The organism is Achromobacter sp. HNDS-1 (assembly GCF_040084795.1).
GTDB lineage: Bacteria > Pseudomonadota > Gammaproteobacteria > Burkholderiales > Burkholderiaceae_B > Achromobacter > Achromobacter ruhlandii.
In genome coordinates this window covers 2050144-2070335 of record NZ_CP157584.1, presented here as the reverse complement: position 1 = coordinate 2070335, position 20192 = coordinate 2050144, and the positions used below count along the sequence as shown (strand labels likewise).

Below are 20192 nucleotides of genomic sequence, written 5' to 3'. Positions count from 1 at the left end.
CGGCGGCCGCGGCCGCCTTTTCCTCATCTACCGACAGGACTTAGTGTCATGCCTACTTTCGACGTCGTTTCCGAAGTCGACAAACACGAACTCACCAACGCCATCGACCAGGCCAACCGTGAGCTCGCCACCCGTTTCGATTTCAAGGGCACGGATGCGAAATTCGAACTGGATGGTTTCGTGGTGACGCAGGTGGCGTCGAGCGCGTTCCAGCTCAAGCAGATGCTGGACATCCTGCGCGGCCGGCTGTCGGCGCGCGGGATCGACGTGCGCTGCCTGGATGTGGCGGATCCGCTGGAGAATCTGGGCGGGGCGCGGCAGAAGATCACGGTGAAGCAGGGGATCGAGCAGCCGGTGGCCAAGAAGCTGATCGCGGCGATCAAGAACGCCAAGCTCAAGGTCGAGAGCCAGATCAACGGCGACAAGCTGCGGATCAGCGGGAAGAAGCGGGATGATCTGCAGACGGCGATTGCGTTGTTGAAGAAGACGGATGTGGATTTGCCGTTGCAGTTTGAGAATTTTCGGGACTGACTGGTTTGATGCGGCGGGCGCGTTCGTAGGCCGCCCGTTGCGCGGGGCGCCTGGGGGGTGGGCGCCCGCGATTGCGGTCCGGAGCGTTCGCTCCGGACTTGCCTAGGCGGCCCCCCCCTTCCTCAACCTCGTCCTCGCCTGCGGCGACTCCTTCGGTTTCCGTCGGGCGCATCGAGGTTGCCCACCCCCCAGGCGCCCCGCGCAACGGGCTACCGGCGTCGAGGTTTGCGGCGCTGTCAGGTCAGTGGGGGTGCGGGGAGGTTTGCGTTGCCCGCAGAAAAAAGGCCGCCCTGCGCGGCCTTTTTTTGCATACGCGGCGTGCTGCGTCGAGACGGTGTGCGCGGCGCGCTCGCGGGGGGGCTAGAGGCTTTTCCGGAGATGCTGGGTTTTGGTCTTGTTGGGCTGGCCCATTGGGGTGACTCGCGCTTGCATGGCGGCGCGGCCCGTTATTCCTCTTCAATCTCTTCAGTATTCCGCCCACAGATGCTGGGCCGCGTAGGCGCGCCAGGGGCGCCAGGCTTCGGCGCGGGCGAGGAGTTGGGCGGGGGTGTATTCGCGGGATTCGAGTTTTTCCAGGGCGCGGATCAGGCCGATGTCGGAGGCGGGAAAGGCGTCGGGTTCGCGCAGTTGGCGCAGGGCGATGTATTGGGCGGTCCATTCGCCGACGCCGCGGATTTCGCGCAGGCGGGCGACGGCGGTGTCGAGGCTGTTGCTGGTGTCGAACAGCCGCGGGTCAGCCAGGGCGGCGGCGGCGACGGCGGACAAGGTGGCGGCGCGGCTGCGGGGCATGCCGAGCGGGGCGAGGTCGACGGGGGCGACGGCGGCCGGGGTGGGGAACAGATGGGTCAGGTCGCCGTCGGGTTGCTCCAGGGGTTGCCCGTGGGCGGCGACGAGCTTGCCGGCGAGTTTGATGGCGGCGCCGACGGTGATCTGCTGGCCGAGGACGGCGCGCAGCGCCAGTTCGAAGCCGTCCCAGGCGCCGGGCACGCGCAGGCCCGGGCGGGCGGCGGTGAGGGCGGCCATGACGGGATCGTGGGCAAGCTGGGCCGCGAGCGCGGCGGGGTCGCTGGCCAGGTCGAAAACGCGGCGCAGCCTGGCGATGATGGTGGGCAGGGCATGCAGTTGGGGAAAACGGACGGTGGCCTGCAGTGCGTTGCCCGTGCCGGGTTCGACCCGCACGGTGCCCTGGGCGCCGTCCAGCTCGATGGTGCGCGTGTAGCTGTCGGCCGTGACCCGTTCGATGCCGGGGATGGCGCGCACGCGCAGGAAGTCGAGCATGGCAGTCCAGTCGTAGGGCGGGCGGTAGCGCAGCAGCAGTTTGATTTCGCCCTGCGGGCCGGCCGAGATGACGGGCTTGCCGGAGCGGCGCAGTTCGCCCGGCGCGCGGCCGAACAGGGCCAGGAAGCTCTCGTTGAAGCGGCGGATGCTGCCGAAGCCGGCCGCGAATGCGATCTCGGCCATGGGCAGGCGGGTTTCGTGGATCAGTTGCTTGGCCAGCAGCACGCGCCGGGTCTGCGCCACGGCCACGGGCGACGCGCCCAGGTGCTGGCGGAACTGCCGCCGCAACTGGCGTTCGCCCACGCCCAGGCGCGCGGCCAGGGCGTCGACGCCGGCTTCGTCGAGCGCGCCGAGTTCGATCAGGCCGAGCGCGCGCGCGACGCTGTCGGGCAAATCGCGGGCGCGACCGGCGGCGGGCGCGGTTTCCGGGCGGCAGCGCAGGCAGGGGTGGAAGCCCGCTTCCTGCGCGGCCGCTGCCGTGGGGTAGAAGACGACATTGCGCGACAGCGGCGTGCGCGCCGGGCAGACCGGGCGGCAGTAGATGCGCGTGGTCTTGACCGCGGTGAAGAAGCGGCCGTCGTAACGGGCGTCGCGCACGCGGATGGCGCTGTAGCAGGCGTCGTGGTCGAGGTTCATGAGGCCATGCTAACGCCGGACGCGGACGTGATCTAGCGGTTTTCGGACACTGTTGTCACGCTCACTGCCATGTCCGGAATCCGCCAGCGCGAGGTCGGCGGCCGGCCTATATTGGGTGCATTCCTACCGTATCCGGAGCCCGTCATGCCGATTCAAACCTTCACCCTGGAACGCGTTGCCACGCCCATCGGGCAGATGCTCGTGCTGACCGATGCGCGGGAGTGTCTGCGCGCGGTCGATTGGCAGGATTACGAGCCCCGCATGCATGCCTTGCTGCGGCGCCAGTACGGCAAGGACGCCGTGCGGATCGAGGACGCCACGCGGGTCTCGGCCGCGAGCCGCCGGTTGCAGGCCTATTTCGACGGCGAGGTCGAGGCGATCGACAGGCTGGAAGTGGCCCTGGGCGGCACCGATTTCCAGCGTCAGGTGTGGCGGGCGCTGCGGGATATCGAGCCGGGCGATACGATCAGCTATGGCGTGCTGGCCGGGCGCATTGGCCGGGCTTCGGCGGTGCGCGCCGTTGGCATGGCCAATGGGGCCAACCCGGTGGGGATCGTGGTGCCGTGCCACCGGGTCATCGGCGCCGATGCGTCGCTGACCGGCTACGGCGGCGGCCTGCATCGCAAGCGCTGGCTGCTGGATCACGAAGGCCGCTGGCGGGCGGCCAGGGGCGCGCCGGTTGCGCGCGCCGCGTGAGAAACGCTCAGGCGCGGATCCAGCCGCGCGCGATGGGCAGGGCCAGCAGCTTGCGGTACAGGGCCTGCAGCAGCAGGGTCAGCGGCGCGCCGACGCGGCGCCAGACCGGCATGACCAGCCCGGCCGCCACCGGCGCCAGCAGCAGGCCGCCGGCGATGTCCAGGGGGAAGTGCACGCCCAGGTAGACCCGCGACAGGCCGACCACGGCAGCCAGCAGCATCGTGGCATAGCCCCAGCCGGCCCAGCGCCGGTCGAATATCAGCGTGAACGCCAGTGTCGCGATGATGATGGTGTGGTTGCTCGGGAACGACGCGGTGGCCTTATGCGCGAAGAAGGCGTGGCCCAGGCCAAGGGTGAACGGCCGCGGATGGGGCCACAGCGCGCCGCACAGGTAGCTGATGAACAGCGCCGCGCCGATGCCGGCCAGCGCCTTGAGCGCCAGCTCGCGCTGCGCCTGTCCGCCCCACAACCAGAGCGCGGCGAGGGTGATGGGCAGCAATTGGATCAGTCGGTTGGCGACGATCAGGCCGGCCTGGATGCGCCAGCCGGGGCTGGCGGGATCGGCGTTGATCAAAAGAAAAAGGGACTGATTGAGGGGTTCCAGGAATTCCATGAATCGTCATCTGACTGAAATGATTTGGTCAGGCGCGATGGTAGACAGGTTTGCCGTCAAATCCCTTGCAAAATGCGGCGGAATCCAGGGATTTACTTCTGGATGCGATTTCCTCCGCCCGGCGGCCTCACTTGGCGATGCGCTTGCCCTGCGCGTCGATCACCGCTTCGCCGTCTTCCTTGGTGAAGGCGCCTTGCTGCGGCGCGGGCAGGATGTCCAGCACCAGTTCGGACGGGCGGCACAGGCGCGCGCCCAGCGGGGTGCTGACGAAGGGGCGGTTCAGCAGGATCGGGTGGGCCTCGATGGCGTCCAGCAGGGCGTCGTCGCTCAGGGAGGTGTCATCCAGGCCGAGTTCGGCGTAGGGCGTGCCTTTTTCGCGCAGCGCGTCGCGCACGGTGATGCCGGCGCGCTTGAACAGCGCCTTCAGGTCGGCGCGCGAGGGCGGCGTTTCCAGGTACAGCACCACGGTCGGCTCGATGCCGGCATTGCGGATCATGGCCAGCGTGTTGCGCGAGGTGCCGCACTTGGGGTTGTGGTAGATGGTGACGTCGGACATGGCGCTTTCCTTGCGATGGTGCGGGGACAAGGCAGGAGCATAGTGCATTCCCGCCCGGTCCTCGCCGCCGCGCGGTTTCAGGCGCGCAGCTTGCGGCCCAGCCGGCGCCAGCCGATCACCACGCCGGTCAGGCTCAGGGCCACGCCGCCCAGGCTGAGGAACACCAGCAGGATGTCCCACAGCGGCCGCCGCGCCAGCAGGCCGGTCCAGTCCCAACTGTGCAGGAAGGCGAACAGCCAGCGGCTGGCGCGGTTGCCGCGGTCCTGCCGGCTCAGCACCTGGCCGGTGCGCGGGTCCAGGTAGACCCAGCTGGCCTGCGGGTCGTCGAACACCAGGCGCCACACCGGCAGCGGCTTCTCGATATGGCCGAGCATGGCGTGCTCGTCGCGGCCGTAGTAGTAGAAGTCGTAGCGGTCCAGCACCTGCAGGTCCGTCAGCGTGGCGCCGGGCACCAGGCGCGCGGCGGCCGCGCGCAGGGCCACGGGGTCGAGCGTGACGGGCTGCGCGTCGGCGGCCGCGAGCAGCCGCGGCGCGCCCGGGTTGCTACGGGCTTGTACCAGGTCGCGGCCGTCTACGCGGGTCCAGCGCAGTTCGCGCGGCGCGGCGGGCAGGGCGGCGATCAGCGCGGCGGGCGGCGCCTGCGGCGCGGCCGCGTCGTAGGCGCCGCCGGCGTAGGCCTGCTGCGCCAATGGCGCCGCGCCGCTGCTGAACACCTTCCACGGGTTCATCGACATCAGCCCGCTGAAGATCCAGGTGAGCGTGATGCCGGCGAACATCAGGCCGGCCAGGTGGTGCCAGCGCATCATGTTCTCGCGATACGGCGAGCGGCTGCCGCTGGCGTAGGGGCGCGAGAAGCGCCAGCGCAGGATGCCGACCACCGTGCCGGTCAGCGCCACGGCCACGCCGGCCACCGACAGCCAGACCACGATGTCGTGCCACCACGGATCGAAGACATTGCCGCGAAACGGGTACAGCCAGTGAATCCAGGCGCCGACGTAGTTCCATAGCCGTTCGCGGCGGGTGGCGTCCAGCACCACTTCGCCGGTGGCGGACGAGACGTACAGCCGGGTGCGCGCGGGGTCGTCCAGGTCGATGCGATGCAGCGGCCGGTGGATGTCGAGCGCGCCGGAGTGGGTGTAGACGTCCTCCTCCACCACGCCCTGGTAGCGCGCGGCGTACTGGCCGTCGAACCAGGCCGCGGCGCTGGCGGTGGCGACCGCGGCGTCGGCGCGCGGCAGCAGCGCGCCGCTGGCGGCATCCACCACCTTGGGCGCGCGGCCGCGGCCCATCGGCACCAGGTAGACCGGCGCGCCGCCGCGCAGCGCGGCCAGGCTCAGGCCCGCCATGTCGCTGGCGCCGGCGGCGGCCAGCGCCTGGGCCGGCGTGGCGGCGACGCGGGCCGGGTCGAGCGGCGCCAGGTGCGTCATGCGTTCCTGCGGCGTGAGCTTGGGGTAGCCCACGTACATCATCACCACGCCCGAGATGAACCACATGGCGAAGAACAGGCACAGCACGATGCCGGCCCAGCGGTGCGTCAGGTACAGCCAGCGCTTGGCGCGGGTGGACCACGGCACGGACGCGGGCCGGCGGCGGGGGGAGGGGATGGCGTCCATGGCTGTCCTCAGAACCGCGCCTGGAGCGTCAGCTCGAACGAGCGCGGCGCGCCCAGGTAGAACATCGGCGTGCCGGTGACGTTGGCGGCGTACACCTTGTCGGTCAGGTTGCGGACCCTGCCGGTGACGGTGAAGTGGCGGTCGATGCGGTGCGACAGCGCCGCGTCGAACACGGTGTACGACGGCGCCCAGACGGTGTTGGCGGCATCGGCGTAGGCGCGGCCGACGTAGCGCGCGGCCAGGCTGGCGTTCCAGTCCGGCAGGAAGGCATAGTCGATCCAGGCGTTGGCCACGCGCCGCGGCGTGTTGGTCGGCACATTGCCGTTGCGCGAGACGCGCACGCCGCCGACCGTTTCCGAGAAGTCGTCGTACTTGGGGTCGACGAAGGCGACGTTAGCCTGCAGCGACAGGGTGCGCGTCAGGCGCAGTCCGCCGGCCAGTTCCAGCCCGCGCGCCGACTGCTGGCCCACCGGGATGCTGACCGCCGGGTTGTTGGCGTCGGGCGCCGAGATGTGCTTGCGCGTGATCTCGTAGGCCGCGATGGTGGCCGAGCCGCGGCCGTCCCAGAACTCGAACTTGCCGCCCACTTCCTTCTGCGTGCCGGTGGTCAGCTTGTCGTTGTTGAGCACGTCGGCGAACGAGGCGGTGGCCATGATGCCGGACGGGGGATCGGCGGCCGTGGCGTATTGCGCGTAGAGCGAGGCCTGCGGCGTGACGGCCCAGTTCAGCGCCAGCCGGCCGGTGGTGGGCGAATAGCTGCGCGAGGCCGAGGCCGGCGCGCTGGCCGTGACCGCGCGGCGGTTGGTCAGGTCCAGGTCGATGAAGTCCTTGCGCAGGGCCGACACGATGGCCACGCCGGGCAGCACTTCCGTGCGGTTTTCCAGCGTGAAGGCGAGGGTGCGGATGCGGTTGTCGCGGTCCGGGTTGTGGCCGCGCGTCATGCCGGGGATGTCGTAGAAATAGCCCGGCTGGAAATCGTACGGATCGACCGCGTCCACCGTGGCCGGCAGGCTGGTGGGATAGCGGGTCTGCTTGTTCACGCTCAGGTCGGCGCCGAACGACCAACTGGTGGGCAGGCCGGCCAGCGTCGATTCGACCAGGCCTTCGACGCGGTTGCCGACCAGGCTCTGTTCGTGGCGCTGCAGCAGCGCGCCCGAGCGCAGCACGCGGCTGTTGGCGGCGTTGTAGCGGTAGGTCTCCAGGTTGCGGAAGTCGCGTTCGGCGCGGTAGTAGTACAGCGTGTTCTTGAACGTGACGCCCGGCGCCGCGCGCCATTCCGTCAGCGAACGGGCCCACAGCACCGACTGCTCGTAGAGGCCGTCCTCGACGTTGTAGTTCTTGAAACGCGTGCCGCCGCGGATGTGGCCTTCGCCGCTCACCTTGCCGTTCGCGCCCACCGTCAGCGGCGTGCCCCAGTAGGGGCGGTCGACGCGTTCGCGCTGGTACTCGAAGGCCCAGGTCTGCGTGATGTCGTCGCCCAGGTCGGACAGCAGCGAGGCCGCCACCTGGGCGGCATTCGAGCGCTCGCCGTCGACCCAGCCGTGGCTGGCGGTGGTGTTGGCGTCGATGCGCAGGTAATGGCCGCGTCCGCCGGGCGAGCCGGCCAGCTGCTGGTTGATGCCGACCGATGCCTGGCGCGTGTCGAACGATCCCAGGCGCAGCTGGCCCTCATAGAACGTGTCGCGCTCGGCCAGCTTGGTGACGTAATTGATGGCGCCGCCGACCGCGCCAGCGCCGAACAGGAAGGTCGACGGGCCGCCGATGGCCTCGACCCGGTCGTAGATCCAGCTGTCGATCGGCCGCGCGGCCACCGAGTCGTACTGCACCGATATGCCGTTGAACAGCTGCGACACCTGGCCGCCGCTGAAACCGCGGTAGCTGACGGCGCCGGCCATGCCGGGGGGCGCGGCGTTGTTCACGCCCGGGATGCCGCGCGCGATGTCCTGGGTGTTGAGCGCGCCGCGCGCCTCGATCTGCTGGCGCGAGATGACGGTGACGGAGGCCGGCGTGTCCTTGATGCGCAGGCCGAGGCGGCTGCCGGTGCCGTCGATGCGTTCCAGGTTGATCGGGCCGTTGGGCGCGTCGTCGGCGCGCTCGCCTTCGACCAGGGTGGCGGGCAGGGTCTCGATGGCGGGTTCGGCGGTCAGCGCGAAGGCCGGGTTGGCCGCGCAGGCGCCGGCCAGCAGGGATGCTGCATAGTGTTTTTTCATGATCCAGGCCGGCGGGGGCCGGCATGCGCGCTCGCGCGGGCGCCGCGCTCAGTGGCGGCAAAAGGCGCGGGCGCGGGGTCTCCAGGGCGTCGCCGCCGGAAACGGGCGGCGCGGGCTCGGGCGCGGGCGGCGCGGCGGCCGTCCTCGGGGAACGGCGTGCGCGCGCTCAGGCCGCGGGCGGGGCGCGCGGCTGGGCCGCGTGCCAGGCGTGGAGCGGGTGCGCGGCGCGGTAGAACAGCGCCGGGTAGGTGACGCCGCCGCTGGCGGGCGCCGGCAGCACGGTCAGGGGAGCGGGAGGGAGGCCGAGGTCGGCCTGGGGGTTGCGGCAGAACGGGCAGTGGTTGCTGTCGCCATGATGGGCGGCGTGGTCGCCGGCCGGGTCATCGCCCTGCACCTCGATGGTCAGGGACGAGCGGCCCTCGGGGGCGCAGTAGTCCACGCTGACCTGGCGGCTGGCATTGGGCAGGTGATTGCCATGCGCCAGCGACGGAACCAGCGACGCCCACAGGATCGCGATCAGCGCGATCCAGGCGTAGCCGCGGTTCAGGAAGTGGGCGAGGTGCATGACGGCGCATTATATCCAAGCCCTTTCAGACGGAAAGATGGCGCCGCACGTCCTCGCCGTCGATGGCGGCGCGGTCGCCGCTGGCCACCACCTCGCCGCGCGACAGCACCACGAAGCGGTCGGCCAGCTCGCGGGCGAAATCGAAGTACTGCTCGCACAGCAGGATGGCGATGTCGCCGCGCTGGCGCAGCATGTGGATGACGCGGCCGATGTCCTTGATGATCGAGGGCTGGATGCCCTCGGTCGGCTCATCCAGGATGATCAGCTTGGGCTCGGCCACCAGCGCGCGGGCGATCGCAAGCTGTTGCTGCTGGCCGCCGGACAGGTCGCCGCCGCGCCGCGCCAGCATGCTCTTGAGCACCGGGAACAGCTCGAACACTTCCTCCTTGATGCGGCGCGCGCGCGCCGCCGGCTTGGTCGCCATGCCCATCAGGATGTTCTCTTCCACCGTGAGCCGGGCGAAGATGTCGCGGCCCTGCGGCACGTAGGCCATGCCGCGCGCGGCGCGCTGGTGCGGCGCCAGGCGGGTGACGTCGGCGCCGTCGAAACCGATGGCGCCGCGCGCCACCGGCAGCACGCCCATCACGCACTTGAGCAGGGTGGTCTTGCCGACGCCATTGCGGCCCAGCAGCGCCAGGCATTCGCCCTGGTTCACGGCCAGCGACACGCCGCGCAGGGTATGGCTGCCGCCGTAGTACTGGTCGATGGTGTTCACGTTCAGCATGTCAGCGCCCCAGGTAGACTTCGATCACGCGCGGGTCGGCCTGCACCTTGGCCATCGGCCCCTCGGCCAGCACCGAGCCCTCGTGCAGCACGGTCACCTTGCCGTCGCCGGCGATCTGGTTGACGAAATCCATGTCGTGCTCGACCACCATCAGCGAATGGCGGCCGCGCAGTTCGTTGAGCAGTTCGCCGGTGCGCTCGGTCTCGGCGTCGGTCATGCCGGCCACCGGCTCGTCCAGCAGCAGCAACTGCGGTTCCTGCATCAGCAGCATGCCGATCTCCAGCCATTGCTTCTGGCCGTGCGATAGCAGGCCGGCGGGGCGGAAGGCCTCGGGCCGCAGCCGGATCAGGTCGAGCGTCTCGCCGATGCGGTCGGCCTGCTCGCCGGTCAGGCGCGCGAACAGCGTGGGCCGCACGCGCTTGTCGGTCTTCATCGCCAGCTCCAGGTTCTCGAACACCGTGTGCTGCTCGAACACGGTGGGGCGCTGGAACTTGCGGCCGATGCCGGCGTGCGCGATCTGCGCCTCGCTCAGCGTGGTCAGGTCGATGCTCTGGCCGAAGAACGCGGTGCCGGCGGTGGGCCGCGTCTTGCCGGTGATGACGTCCATCATGGTGGTCTTGCCGGCGCCGTTGGGGCCGATGATGCAGCGCAGTTCGCCCACGCCGATGTCCAGCGTCAGGTCGTTGAGCGCCTTGAAGCCGTCGAAGCTGACGGTGATGCCTTCCAGGTACAGGATGGCGCCGTGGCTGGTGTCCAGGCCCTTGGGGCTGACGCGGCCGTAGCCGGCGTCGCCGCTGGGGCCGCCATCGAGCATGGCGCTTTCGATATGGGTGCTGGTCATGCGCGTCGCTCCTGGTAACGGGCGGCCAGGCGCCGGGCCAGGCCGACGATGCCGGTGGGCAGGAAGAGGGTCACCAGCACGAAGATCAGGCCCAGCGCGTACAGCCAGAATTCGGGCAGCACGCTGGTGAACCAGGTCTTCAGGCCGTTCACGGCGCCGGCGCCGATGATGGGGCCGATCAGCGTGCCGCGGCCGCCGGTGGCGACCCAGATCACCATCTCGATGGAGTTCTCGGTGGACATTTCGCTGGGGTTGATGATGCCGACCTGCGGCACGTACAGCGCCCCGGCGATGCCGCACAGCACCGCCGACAGCGTCCACACGAACAGCTTGAAGCCGAGCGGGTCGTAGCCGATGAAGCGCAGCCGGCTCTCGGCGTCGCGCACCGCCGTCAGCACCCGGCCCAGCTTGGACTGCGTGACGGCGCGCGCCAGCACCAGCGCGCCGGCCAGCGCGGCCAGCGTGATCCAGTACAGCGCGGCGCGGGTGCCGGGCGCGGTGATGTCGAAGCCCAGGATGCGCTTGAAGTCAGTGAAGCCGTTGTTGCCGCCAAAGCCGGTGTCGTTGCGGAAGAACAGCAGCATGGCGGCGAAGGTCAGCGCCTGCGTGATGATGGAGAAATACACGCCCTTGATGCGCGAGCGGAAGGCGAAGTAGCCGAACACGAAGGCCAGCACGCCCGGCACCAGCACCACCAGCAGCATGGCATAGGCGAAGTGGTCGGTGAAGGCCCAGTACCAGGGGTAATCCTTCCAGTCCAGGAACACCATGAAGTCGGGCAGGCGGCTCTGGTAGACGCCGTCCTGGCCGATGGCGCGCATCAGGTACATGCCGTGGGCGTAGCCTCCCAGCGCGAAGAACAGGCCATGACCCAGCGACAGGATGCCGGCGTAGCCCCACACCAGGTCCAGCGCCAGCGCCGCCAGGGCGTAGCACATGAACTTGCCCAGCAGCGCCACGGCGTAGGCCGAGATGTGCAGCGGATGGCCGGCGGGAAACGCCAGGTTCAGCAGCGGCACCAGCGCCAGCAGCAGCACGCCCGCGCCCAGCGCGGCCCAGGCGCGGCCATTGAACAGGGGCCGGCGCGCCAGCAGGTTGAAATCGGTCAGCGCGGTCTGCTTCATTCGACGCTCCGGCCGCGCGGGGCGAACAGGCCTTGCGGCCGCTTCTGCACGAAAAGCACGATGAGCACCAGGATGGTGATCTTGGCCATGACCGCTCCCGCGTAAGGCTCCAGGAATTTGTTGACGCCGCCCAGGCCGAGCGCGGCGATGACGGTGCCGGCCAGTTGGCCGACGCCGCCCAGCACCACCACCATGAAGGAATCGACGATGTAGCCGCGGCCCAGGTCCGGGCCCACGTTGCCCAGCTGCGACAGCGCCACGCCGGCCAGCCCGGCGATGCCAGAGCCCAGCCCGAACGCCAGCATGTCGACGCGGCCGGTGGGCACGCCGACGCAATCGGCCATGCGCCGGTTCTGGGTAATGGCGCGCACGAACAGGCCCAGCCGCGTGTGGTTCAGCAGCGCCCACACCAGGAACACCACGAACAATGCGAAGCCGATGATGACCAGCCGGTTGTAGGTCAGCACCAGGCCGCCCAGCACGGTGAAGCCGCCGGACATCCAGCTGGGGTTGCCCACTTCCACGTTCTGCGCGCCGAACAGCGTGCGCACGCCCTGCATCAGCATCAGGCTGATGCCCCAGGTGGCCAGCAGCGTTTCCAGCGGCCGGCCGTAGAGCCAGCGGATCACGGTGCGCTCCAGCGCCATGCCGACCAGCGCGGTGACCACGAAGGCCAGCGGCAGCGCCGCCGCCACGTACCAGTCGAGCCAGCCCGGCAGCCAGGCGCGGAACGCCGTCTGCACCAGGTAGGTGACGTAGGCGCCGATCATCAGCAGCTCGCCGTGCGCCATGTTGATGACGCCCATCAGGCCGAAGGTGATGGCCAGCCCCAGCGCCGCCAGCAGCAGCACGCTGCCCAGGCTGAGACCGTAGAACAGGTTGCCCGCCCACTCGATGGTGGCCAGGTGGCGGTCGATGCGCTTGAGCGCGTTGGCGGCCGCCTCGCGCACGCCGGCGTCCGGTTCGGCGTAGACGCCGTCCTGCTGTTGCGTCAGCGCCGCCAGCGTCGGCCGGAAAGCGGCGTTGTCGGTGCGGCCGAGCAGATCGACCGCGTGGCGCCGCACCGCGGGGTCGGCGCTCTTGAGTTCGAGATTGGCCTGCGCGATTTCCAGCGCGGTGCGCACGGCCGGGTCTTTTTCGGCGGCCAGCGCCTTCTCCAGCAGCGGCAGGCGGGCGGGATCGCCGGTCTGTTGCAGGCGGCGGGCGGCGGCCAGCCGTTCCTGCGGGTTGTCGGAGAACAGGCGCGAACCGGCCAGCGCCGCTTCGATCGCGCGCCGCAAGCGGTTGTTGATGCCGATGGCGGCGGCCTCGGGCGGCAGCGCCAGGGAAGCGCCGGTGGCCGGATCGGTGGCCTGGCCCTTGCCGTCGCCGATCAGCACGCGGCCGTCCGGCAGCGCATACAGCTGGTCATTGCCCAGCGCCTGCAACACGGCGGCCGCGCCCGGGCCGGGCTGCTGGCCCAGGGCGGCGATGGCCTGCAGCCGGGCGTCGGTATCGTCGCCCGCCAGCGGCGCCAGCAGCGCCGGGTCCACGCCCGGCGCGGCCGCGTGGGCGGCCAGCGCCGGCGCGGCCAGCAGCCATGCAAGCAGGAGGTGACGCAGGAATTTCGCGATGACCGCATTCAGCATGGCTGCGCTTCCGGTTCCGGTTTAAAGGCCTTGCTTGCTTTCGTTGCCTGGGATGTACGGGCTCCACGGTTGCGCGCGGATCGGGCCCTTGCTCTTCCAGACCACGTTGAACTGGCCGTCCGCCTTGATCTCGCCGATGTAGACCGGCTTGTGCAGGTGGTGGTTGGTCTTGTCCATCTCGATCGAGAAGCCGCTCGGCGAATTGAACTTCTGGCCGCCCATGGCCGCGATCACCTTGTCGACGTCGGTGGTCTTGGCCTGTTCGACCGCCTGCTTCCACATGTGGATGCCGATGTAGGTGGCTTCCATCGGGTCGTTGGTGACCACGGTGTTGGCGTTGGGCAGGTTCTTGGCCTTGGCGTAGGCCTTCCACTTCTTGATGAATTCCTCGTTGACCGGGTTCTTGATCGACTCGAAGTAGTTCCAGGCGGCCAGGTGGCCCACCAGCGGCTTGGTGTCGACGCCGCGCAGTTCTTCCTCGCCCACCGAGAACGCCACCACCGGCACGTCGGTGGCCTTCAGGCCGGCGTTGCCCAGTTCCTTGTAGAACGGCACGTTGGAGTCGCCGTTGATGGTGGAGATGACGGCGGTCTTGCCGCCGGCGGCGAACTTCTTGATGTTAGCGACGATGGTCTGGTAGTCGGAATGGCCGAACGGGGTGTAGACCTCGTCGATGTCGCTGTCCTTGACGCCCTTGGAGTGCAGGAAGGCGCGCAGGATCTTGTTGGTGGTGCGCGGGTACACATAGTCGGTGCCCAGCAGCACGAAGCGCTTGGCGCCGCCGCCGTCTTCGCTCATCAGGTATTCCACGGCCGGAATCGCCTGCTGGTTGGGCGCGGCGCCGGTGTAGAACACGTTCTTCTCCAGTTCCTCGCCTTCGTATTGCACCGGGTAGAACAGCAGGCCGTTCAGTTCCTTGAACACCGGCAGCACCGACTTGCGCGACACCGAGGTCCAGCAGCCGAACACCACCGCCACCTTGTCCTGCGACAGCAGCTGGCGCGACTTCTCGGCGAACAGCGGCCAGTTCGAGGCCGGGTCGACCACCACCGCTTCGAGCTTCTTGCCCATCACGCCGCCGTTGGCGTTGATCTCGTCGATGGTCATCAGGGCCACGTCCTTGAGCGACGTCTCCGAGATGGCCATGGTGCCCGACAGCGAATGCAGGATGCCGACCTTGATGGTGTCTTCGGCGGCGAACAGTTGCGGCATCCAGCCGGACATGGCCAATAGGCTGGCGGCGGTCAATTGCTTGAGGGCTAGTCTGCGTTTCATGGTGACTCCTGGATGGGAAGAAGCCGGCGGCGCCGGCGATAACGGTCTCAAAGCCTGGGACTGCATCCAACTACCTCTGCGCGCGGCCCTGCCGAAGCAAGGGCGTGACCAGGACTCAAAAGCAAAAGGCGTGCCAGGCGCATCGGGGGCGCGATGCGCTGTATGGAGCGATAGGGAAAGGGGCATGCCGGCGGTGGCGGCGGGACGACGACGGCACGGTTCAATCTGGTGCCGCGTGCACAAAATCGGTGCGGACCTTGCCCGCTCCGGGTGCGGCGGCCAAGCGCGTGAGGCGCCCGGCGTGGCGCCGCCACCCGGCGCGCGCAGTGGCGGCGCGGGGCGCGGCCGACATGGCACGCGTATTGCTTGGGAATCCGTACTTGTATACAAGAGAGGATTCCAGCATGAATGCCGTAGCAACGCAGCAGGGCCCCATCGGTTGGACGATCGCGCAATGGCTGTCGGCCTATGAAAACGACGGGGTGACCCCGGATACGTTGTTGCCGTCCCTGTTGCCCGCGCCGGACGCCGCCGCCGATAACGCGTGGATCTCGCGGGTCAGCGCGCCGGTGCTGGCGCGCCAGCTCGACGACCTGCGCCTGCTGCTGGCCGCCGCCGGCGGCGACCGCGCCCGCCTGCCGCTGTACGGCGTGCCGTTCGCCATCAAGGACAACATCGACGCGGCCGGCTGGCCGACCACGGCGGCCTGCCCCGAGTTCGCCTACACGCCGGACGAAGACGCCACCGTCGTGCGGCGCCTGCGCGCGGCCGGCGCCATCCTGATCGGCAAGACCAACCTCGACCAGTTCGCCACGGGCCTGGTCGGCACCCGCTCGCCGCATGGCGCGGTGGCCAACAGCTTCAACCCCGAATACATCAGTGGCGGCTCCAGTTCCGGCTCCGCCTCGGTGGTGGCGCGCGGGCTGGTGGCGTTTTCGCTGGGCACCGACACCGCGGGCTCGGGCCGCGTGCCGGCGGGCTTCAACAATATCGTCGGCCTGAAGCCGACCAAGGGCTGGCTCAGCACCGCCGGCGTGGTGCCGGCCTGCCGCACGCAGGACTGCGTGTCGATCTTCGCGCTGACGGTGGACGATGCCGAACGCGTGGCCGGCATCGCCGGGGGCTATGACGAGCGCGATCCGTATTCGCGCGCGCAGCCGGCCGGCGCCGCCGCGCCCTGGCCCGCCACGCCGCGGCTGGCCGTGCCGGATCGCCTGGAGTTCTTCGGCGACGCGCAGGCCGGCGCCGCGTTTGAGGCGGCGGTGCAGGCGCTCAAGGCCGCGGGCGCGGTGATCGAGCCGATTGATTTCTCGCCTTTCGCCGAGCTGGCGGCGCTGCTGTATCAAGGGCCCTGGGTGGCCGAGCGTTTCGCCGCCGTCGAGTCGCTGTGGCGCGACAAGCCCGAGGCCATCCATCCGGTGGTGCGCGGCATCGTCGAAGGCGCGGCCAACTACGACGCGCTCGACGCCTTCAAGGCCGAGTACCGCCGCGCCGAGCTGACGCGCCGCATCCACCAGTCGCTGCAAGGCTTCGACGCGCTGGTGGTGCCGACCTCGCCGTCGATCTACACCATCGCGCAGTTGCAGGCCGACCCGGTGCGTCTCAATTCGCAGTTGGGCATCTACACCAACTTCGCCAACCTGGCAGACCTGTCCGCGCTCGCGCTGCCGGCGGGCATGCGCGGCGACGGCCTGCCGGCCGGCATCACGCTGATCGGCATGGCCTGGCAGGACCGCGCGCTGGCGCGCTTCGGCCGCCAATGGCAGGCGTTGCGCGGCCTGCCGCTGGGCGCCACGGGCCAGCCGTTGCCGCCGATGGGGCCGCCCGCCGCCGACCCGGAACTGCTGCGCGTGGCCGTGGTGGGCGCGCACCTGACCGGCATGCCCCTGAACCACCAACTGACCTCGCGCCGCGCGGTGCTGGTGGAAAAGACCCGCACCGCCGCCGACTACCGGCTCTATGCGCTGGCCAACACCACGCCGCCCAAGCCGGGGTTGGTGAAGTCCGACAGCGGCGCGCCGATCGAGGTGGAGCTGTGGGACATCCCGCTGGCGGCGTTCGGCGCCTTCGTGGCCGAGATCCCCGCGCCGCTGGGCATCGGCACGCTGACGCTGCATGACGGCCGCCAGGTCAAGGGCTTCATCTGCGAGCCGCGCGGCCTGGAGGGCGCGCGCGACATCACCGCCTTCGGCGGCTGGCGCGCCTACCTCGCCAGCCTGAACGCCACCCCCCGCTAATGCCAATCGCCCCTGGGAGCCGAACCGTGTTCGATACCGTCCTCATCGCCAACCGTGGCGAAATCGCCGTCCGCGCCATCCGTACCCTGAAACGCCTGGGCATCCGCAGCGTTGCCGTGTATTCCGATCCCGACCGCAATGCGGCCCATGTGCGCGAGGCCGACGTGGCCGTGGCCCTGGGCGGCGAGAAGGCCGTCGACAGCTATCTGCGCACCGACCTGCTGCTGGCGGCCGCGCGCGAGCACGGCGCACAGGCCATCTACCCCGGCTACGGCTTCCTGTCGGAGAGCGCCGAGTTCGCGGAAGCCTGCGAGGCCGCGGGCATTGCCTTCGTCGGCCCCACGCCGCTGCAGATCCGCGAGTTCGGCCTGAAGCACCGCTCGCGTGAACTGGCGGCCGAAGCCGGCGTGCCGATGACCCCGGGCACGGGCCTGCTGGCCAGCCTGGGCGAGGCGCTGACGCAGGCCGAGCGCATCGGCTATCCGGTGATGCTCAAGAGCACCGCGGGCGGCGGCGGCATCGGCCTGTCGCGGTGCGACAACGAGGCCGAACTGACGGTGGCGTTCGACAGCGTGCAGCGCATGGGCGAGCACTTCTTCCGCGACGGCGGCGCCTTCATCGAGCGTTATGTGGACAACGCCCGCCACGTCGAGGTGCAGATCTTCGGCGACGGCGCGGGCCGCGTGCTGGCGCTGGGCGAGCGCGATTGCTCGGTGCAGCGGCGCAACCAGAAGGTGATCGAGGAAACTCCCGCGCCGCACCTGCCGGCCGCGACCCGCGCGGCGCTGCTGGCGGCGGCGGTCAAGCTGGGCGAGTCAGTGGCCTACCGCTCGGCCGGCACGGTCGAATTCATCTACGATCCGGCGCGCGACAGCTTCTATTTCCTGGAGGTCAACACCCGCCTGCAGGTGGAGCACCCGGTGACCGAGGCGGTGACCGGGCTGGACCTGATCGAATGCATGCTGCGCGTGGCGGCGGGCGAGCCGCTCGACCTGGCCGCGATGTCGCGCGCGCCGCAAGGCGCGTCGATCGAGGTGCGGCTGTACGCCGAAGACCCGCTGCGCCAGTTCCAGCCGTCGCCCGGCGTGCTGACGGAGGTGCATTTTCCTGAAGGCGTGCGCCTGGACGGCTGGGTCGCGACGGGCACCGAGGTGCCGCCGTTCTACGACCCGATGCTGGCCAAGCTCATCGTGCACGCCGACACCCGCGAGGCCGCGCTCGACAAGCTGGCCGACGCGCTGGCGCACACCCGCCTGCACGGCATCGCCACCAACCTGGACTACCTGCGCCAGATCGTGGCCGACGCGCGCTTCCGCGCCGGCCAGCTGTCGACGCGCTTCCTGGAAGGCTTCACCTACCGGCCCGCGGCCATCGAGGTGCTGGAAGCCGGCACCTACACCAGCGTGCAGGATTACCCGGGCCGCACCGGCTATTGGGACATCGGCGTGCCGCCGTCGGGGCCGATGGACGACTACGCTTTCCGCCTGGCCAACCGCATCGTCGGCAACGCGCCCGACGCCGCCGGCATCGAGGCCACGCTGGTCGGGCCGACGCTGCGCTTTCATGGCGACGCCATCGTCGCGCTCACCGGCGCCGAATGCGCCGCCACGCTCGATGGCGCGCCGGTGCCGATGTGGCAGCCGGTCACGGTGCGCGCGGGCCAGGTGCTGGCCACGGGTCGCGCGCTGTCCGGCTGCCGCACTTACCTGGCGGTGCGCAACGGGCTGGACGTGCCGGTCTACCTGGGCAGCCGCTCGACCTTCGCGCTGGGCCAGTTCGGCGGCCACGCCGGCCGCACGCTGCGGGTCGGCGACATGCTGCCGCTGGTGCGTCCCGAGCTGCCGGCCGCGAGCGCCCAGGCGCCCGTGAGCGCGCCGCAGGCCGCGCCGGCCGAACTGATTCCCGCCTATGGCAACACCTGGGAGATCGGCGTGCTGTACGGCCCGCATGGCGCGCCGGACTTCTTCCGCCCCGAGGCCATCGAGGCCTTCTTCGCCGCCGATTGGGAGGTGCACTACAACTCCAACCGCCTGGGGGTGCGCCTGACCGGCCCCAAGCCCACCTGGGCGCGCGAGAACGGCGGCGAGGCCGGCCTGCATCCGTCCAACATCCATGACTGCGAATACGCCATCGGCAGCATCAACTTCACCGGCGACAGCCCGGTGATCCTGACGCGCGACGGTCCCAGCCTGGGCGGTTTCGTCTGCCCGGTGACGATCGCGCGCGCCGAACTGTGGAAGGTGGGGCAGGTCAAGCCGGGCGACCGCATCCGCTTCGTGCGCATCGACTACGCCGAGGCGGTGGCGCGCGAGGCCGCGCAGGACCGCAGCGTGGAGCAGTTGCGCGCCGTGGCGCCGCAGGCCACCACGCCCTCGGCGCTGCCCGCCACGGCCTCGGAGACCATCATCGCGGCGCTGCCGGCGACGGGCAGCCGGCCGTCGGTGTCGTACCGCCAGGCGGGCGACGGCTACCTGCTGCTGGAGTATGGCGACAACGTGCTCGACCTGGCGCTGCGCATGCGCATCCACCTGCTGATGGAGGCGCTGGCGGCGCGGCCGATCGATGGCGTGCGCGAGCTGTCGCCGGGCGTGCGCTCGCTGCAGATCCGCTACGACAGCCGCGTGATCCTGCAGCAGGCGCTGATCGCGCGGCTGCTGGAGATCGAAACACAGTTGGCCGACGTGGCGACGCTGAAGGTGCCGACCCGCGTGGTCTACCTGCCGATGGCGTTCGAGGATTCGGCCACGCTGGGCGCGGTGCAGCGCTACCAGGAAACCGTGCGCGCCAGCGCGCCGTGGCTGCCGAACAATGTCGACTTCATCCAGCGCATCAACGGCCTGGCCAGTCGCGAGGACGTGCGTCGCATCGTGTTCGACGCCAGCTACCTCATCATGGGCCTGGGCGACGTCTACCTGGGCGCGCCGTGCGCGGTGCCGATCGATCCGCGCCATCGGCTGCTGACGTCCAAGTACAACCCGGCGCGCACCTTCACGGCCGAGGGCACGGTGGGCATCGGCGGCGTCTACATGTGCATCTACGGCATGGATTCGCCCGGCGGCTACCAGCTGGTGGGCCGCACGCTGCCGATCTGGAACAAGTTCCTGAAGAACCCGGTGTTCCAGGACGGCAAGCCGTGGCTGCTGCGCTTTTTCGACCAGGTGCGTTTTTATCCGGTGAGCGAGGCCGAACTCGATACGCTGCGCGAGGACTTCCGCGAGGGCCGCGCCACGGTGCGGATCGAGGAGGAGGTGTTCGACTTCGCCGCGCACCAGCGCTTCCTGGCCGAGCAGGCCGACAGCATCGGCGCGTTCCAGGCGCGCCAGAAGACGGCGTTCGACGCCGAGGTGGCGCTGTGGAAGCACGAGGACGTGGCGGTGGCGCCGGCCGAGGCCGCGCCCGAGACGCAGACCCCGCTGCGCGAAGGCGAACGGCTGGTCAGCGCCGACATGTGCGGCAACATCTGGAAGATTCCGGTGCAGGTGGGCCAGAGCGTGGCGGCGGGCGACACGCTGGTGGTGGTCGAGGCCATGAAGATGGAACTCTCGGTGATCGCGCCGGTGTCGGGCACGGTCACGGCCATCCGCTGCGTGCCGGGCAAGCCGGTGAATGCCGGCGACGCGCTGCTGGTGCTGGCCGAGGACGCGACGTGCCCCGTGACCTGAGCG

15 protein-coding genes are annotated in these 20192 nt (G+C 70.0%); 4 read left to right on the top strand and 11 right to left on the bottom strand.

All coding sequences use genetic code 11. From position 1 onward, the window contains the following. Positions 1 to 48 precede the first annotated feature (48 nt). Positions 49 to 531, top strand: coding sequence for a YajQ family cyclic di-GMP-binding protein (locus tag ABFG95_RS09550; protein ID WP_049075718.1), 483 nt, complete (start codon positions 49 to 51; stop codon positions 529 to 531). A gap of 465 nt (positions 532 to 996) precedes the next feature. Here ABFG95_RS09550 and ABFG95_RS09545 read toward each other — a convergent pair whose 3' ends face one another. Beyond that, a complete protein-coding gene (locus ABFG95_RS09545) occupies positions 997 to 2445 on the bottom strand; it encodes an AlkA N-terminal domain-containing protein (protein ID WP_278993377.1) in 1449 nt (482 codons plus the stop codon). Between the two features lie 144 nt (positions 2446 to 2589). Here ABFG95_RS09545 and ABFG95_RS09540 point away from each other — a divergent pair, with 144 nt between their 5' ends. Beyond that, positions 2590 to 3141, top strand: coding sequence for a methylated-DNA--[protein]-cysteine S-methyltransferase (locus ABFG95_RS09540; protein ID WP_278993375.1), 552 nt, complete (start codon positions 2590 to 2592; stop codon positions 3139 to 3141). A gap of 7 nt (positions 3142 to 3148) precedes the next feature. Here ABFG95_RS09540 and ABFG95_RS09535 read toward each other — a convergent pair whose 3' ends face one another. From ABFG95_RS09535 to urtA, 10 genes are all read right to left on the bottom strand, one after another. Further along, a complete protein-coding gene (locus ABFG95_RS09535; RefSeq protein ID WP_278993374.1) occupies positions 3149 to 3754 on the bottom strand; it encodes a phosphatase PAP2 family protein in 606 nt (201 codons plus the stop codon). Between the two features lie 127 nt (positions 3755 to 3881). Further along, a complete protein-coding gene (gene arsC, locus ABFG95_RS09530; protein WP_049075714.1) occupies positions 3882 to 4310 on the bottom strand; it encodes an arsenate reductase (glutaredoxin) in 429 nt (142 codons plus the stop codon). Between the two features lie 77 nt (positions 4311 to 4387). Then, a complete protein-coding gene (locus ABFG95_RS09525; RefSeq protein ID WP_348995787.1) occupies positions 4388 to 5923 on the bottom strand; it encodes a PepSY domain-containing protein in 1536 nt (511 codons plus the stop codon). 8 nt (positions 5924 to 5931) lie between these two features. Continuing rightward, a complete protein-coding gene (locus ABFG95_RS09520) occupies positions 5932 to 8133 on the bottom strand; it encodes a TonB-dependent receptor (RefSeq protein ID WP_278993369.1) in 2202 nt (733 codons plus the stop codon). A 166-nt stretch (positions 8134 to 8299) separates the two neighbouring features. Beyond that, entirely contained in the window at positions 8300 to 8698 is a 399-nt protein-coding gene (locus ABFG95_RS09515) for a DUF2946 domain-containing protein (protein ID WP_059272431.1), read from the bottom strand. Positions 8699 to 8723: 25 nt separating this feature from the next. After that, positions 8724 to 9422, bottom strand: a complete 699-nt coding sequence (gene urtE / locus ABFG95_RS09510; RefSeq protein WP_020926614.1) for an urea ABC transporter ATP-binding subunit UrtE — start codon at positions 9420 to 9422, stop codon at positions 8724 to 8726. Between the two features lies 1 nt (position 9423). Further along, a complete protein-coding gene (gene urtD, locus ABFG95_RS09505) occupies positions 9424 to 10263 on the bottom strand; it encodes an urea ABC transporter ATP-binding protein UrtD (protein ID WP_278993365.1) in 840 nt (279 codons plus the stop codon). Beyond that, positions 10260 to 11387, bottom strand: coding sequence for an urea ABC transporter permease subunit UrtC (gene urtC / locus ABFG95_RS09500; RefSeq protein WP_020926616.1), 1128 nt, complete (start codon positions 11385 to 11387; stop codon positions 10260 to 10262). The genes urtD and urtC overlap by 4 nt, the downstream gene beginning before the upstream one ends. Beyond that, on the bottom strand, positions 11384 to 13015 hold the full coding sequence (urtB, locus tag ABFG95_RS09495; RefSeq protein ID WP_278993363.1) for an urea ABC transporter permease subunit UrtB: 1632 nt from the start codon (positions 13013 to 13015) through the stop codon (positions 11384 to 11386). The genes urtC and urtB overlap by 4 nt, the downstream gene beginning before the upstream one ends. Positions 13016 to 13036: 21 nt before the next feature. Next, positions 13037 to 14290, bottom strand: a complete 1254-nt coding sequence (urtA, locus tag ABFG95_RS09490) for an urea ABC transporter substrate-binding protein (protein ID WP_047993316.1) — start codon at positions 14288 to 14290, stop codon at positions 13037 to 13039. 404 nt (positions 14291 to 14694) lie between these two features. Here urtA and atzF point away from each other — a divergent pair, with 404 nt between their 5' ends. Next, positions 14695 to 16527 (top strand): allophanate hydrolase, encoded by a 1833-nt coding sequence (gene atzF, locus ABFG95_RS09485; protein ID WP_175145264.1) that lies wholly within the window; start codon positions 14695 to 14697, stop codon positions 16525 to 16527. Between the two features lie 26 nt (positions 16528 to 16553). After that, entirely contained in the window at positions 16554 to 20189 is a 3636-nt protein-coding gene (gene uca / locus ABFG95_RS09480; RefSeq protein ID WP_348995786.1) for an urea carboxylase, read from the top strand. The last annotated feature ends 3 nt before the right edge of the window (positions 20190 to 20192 follow it).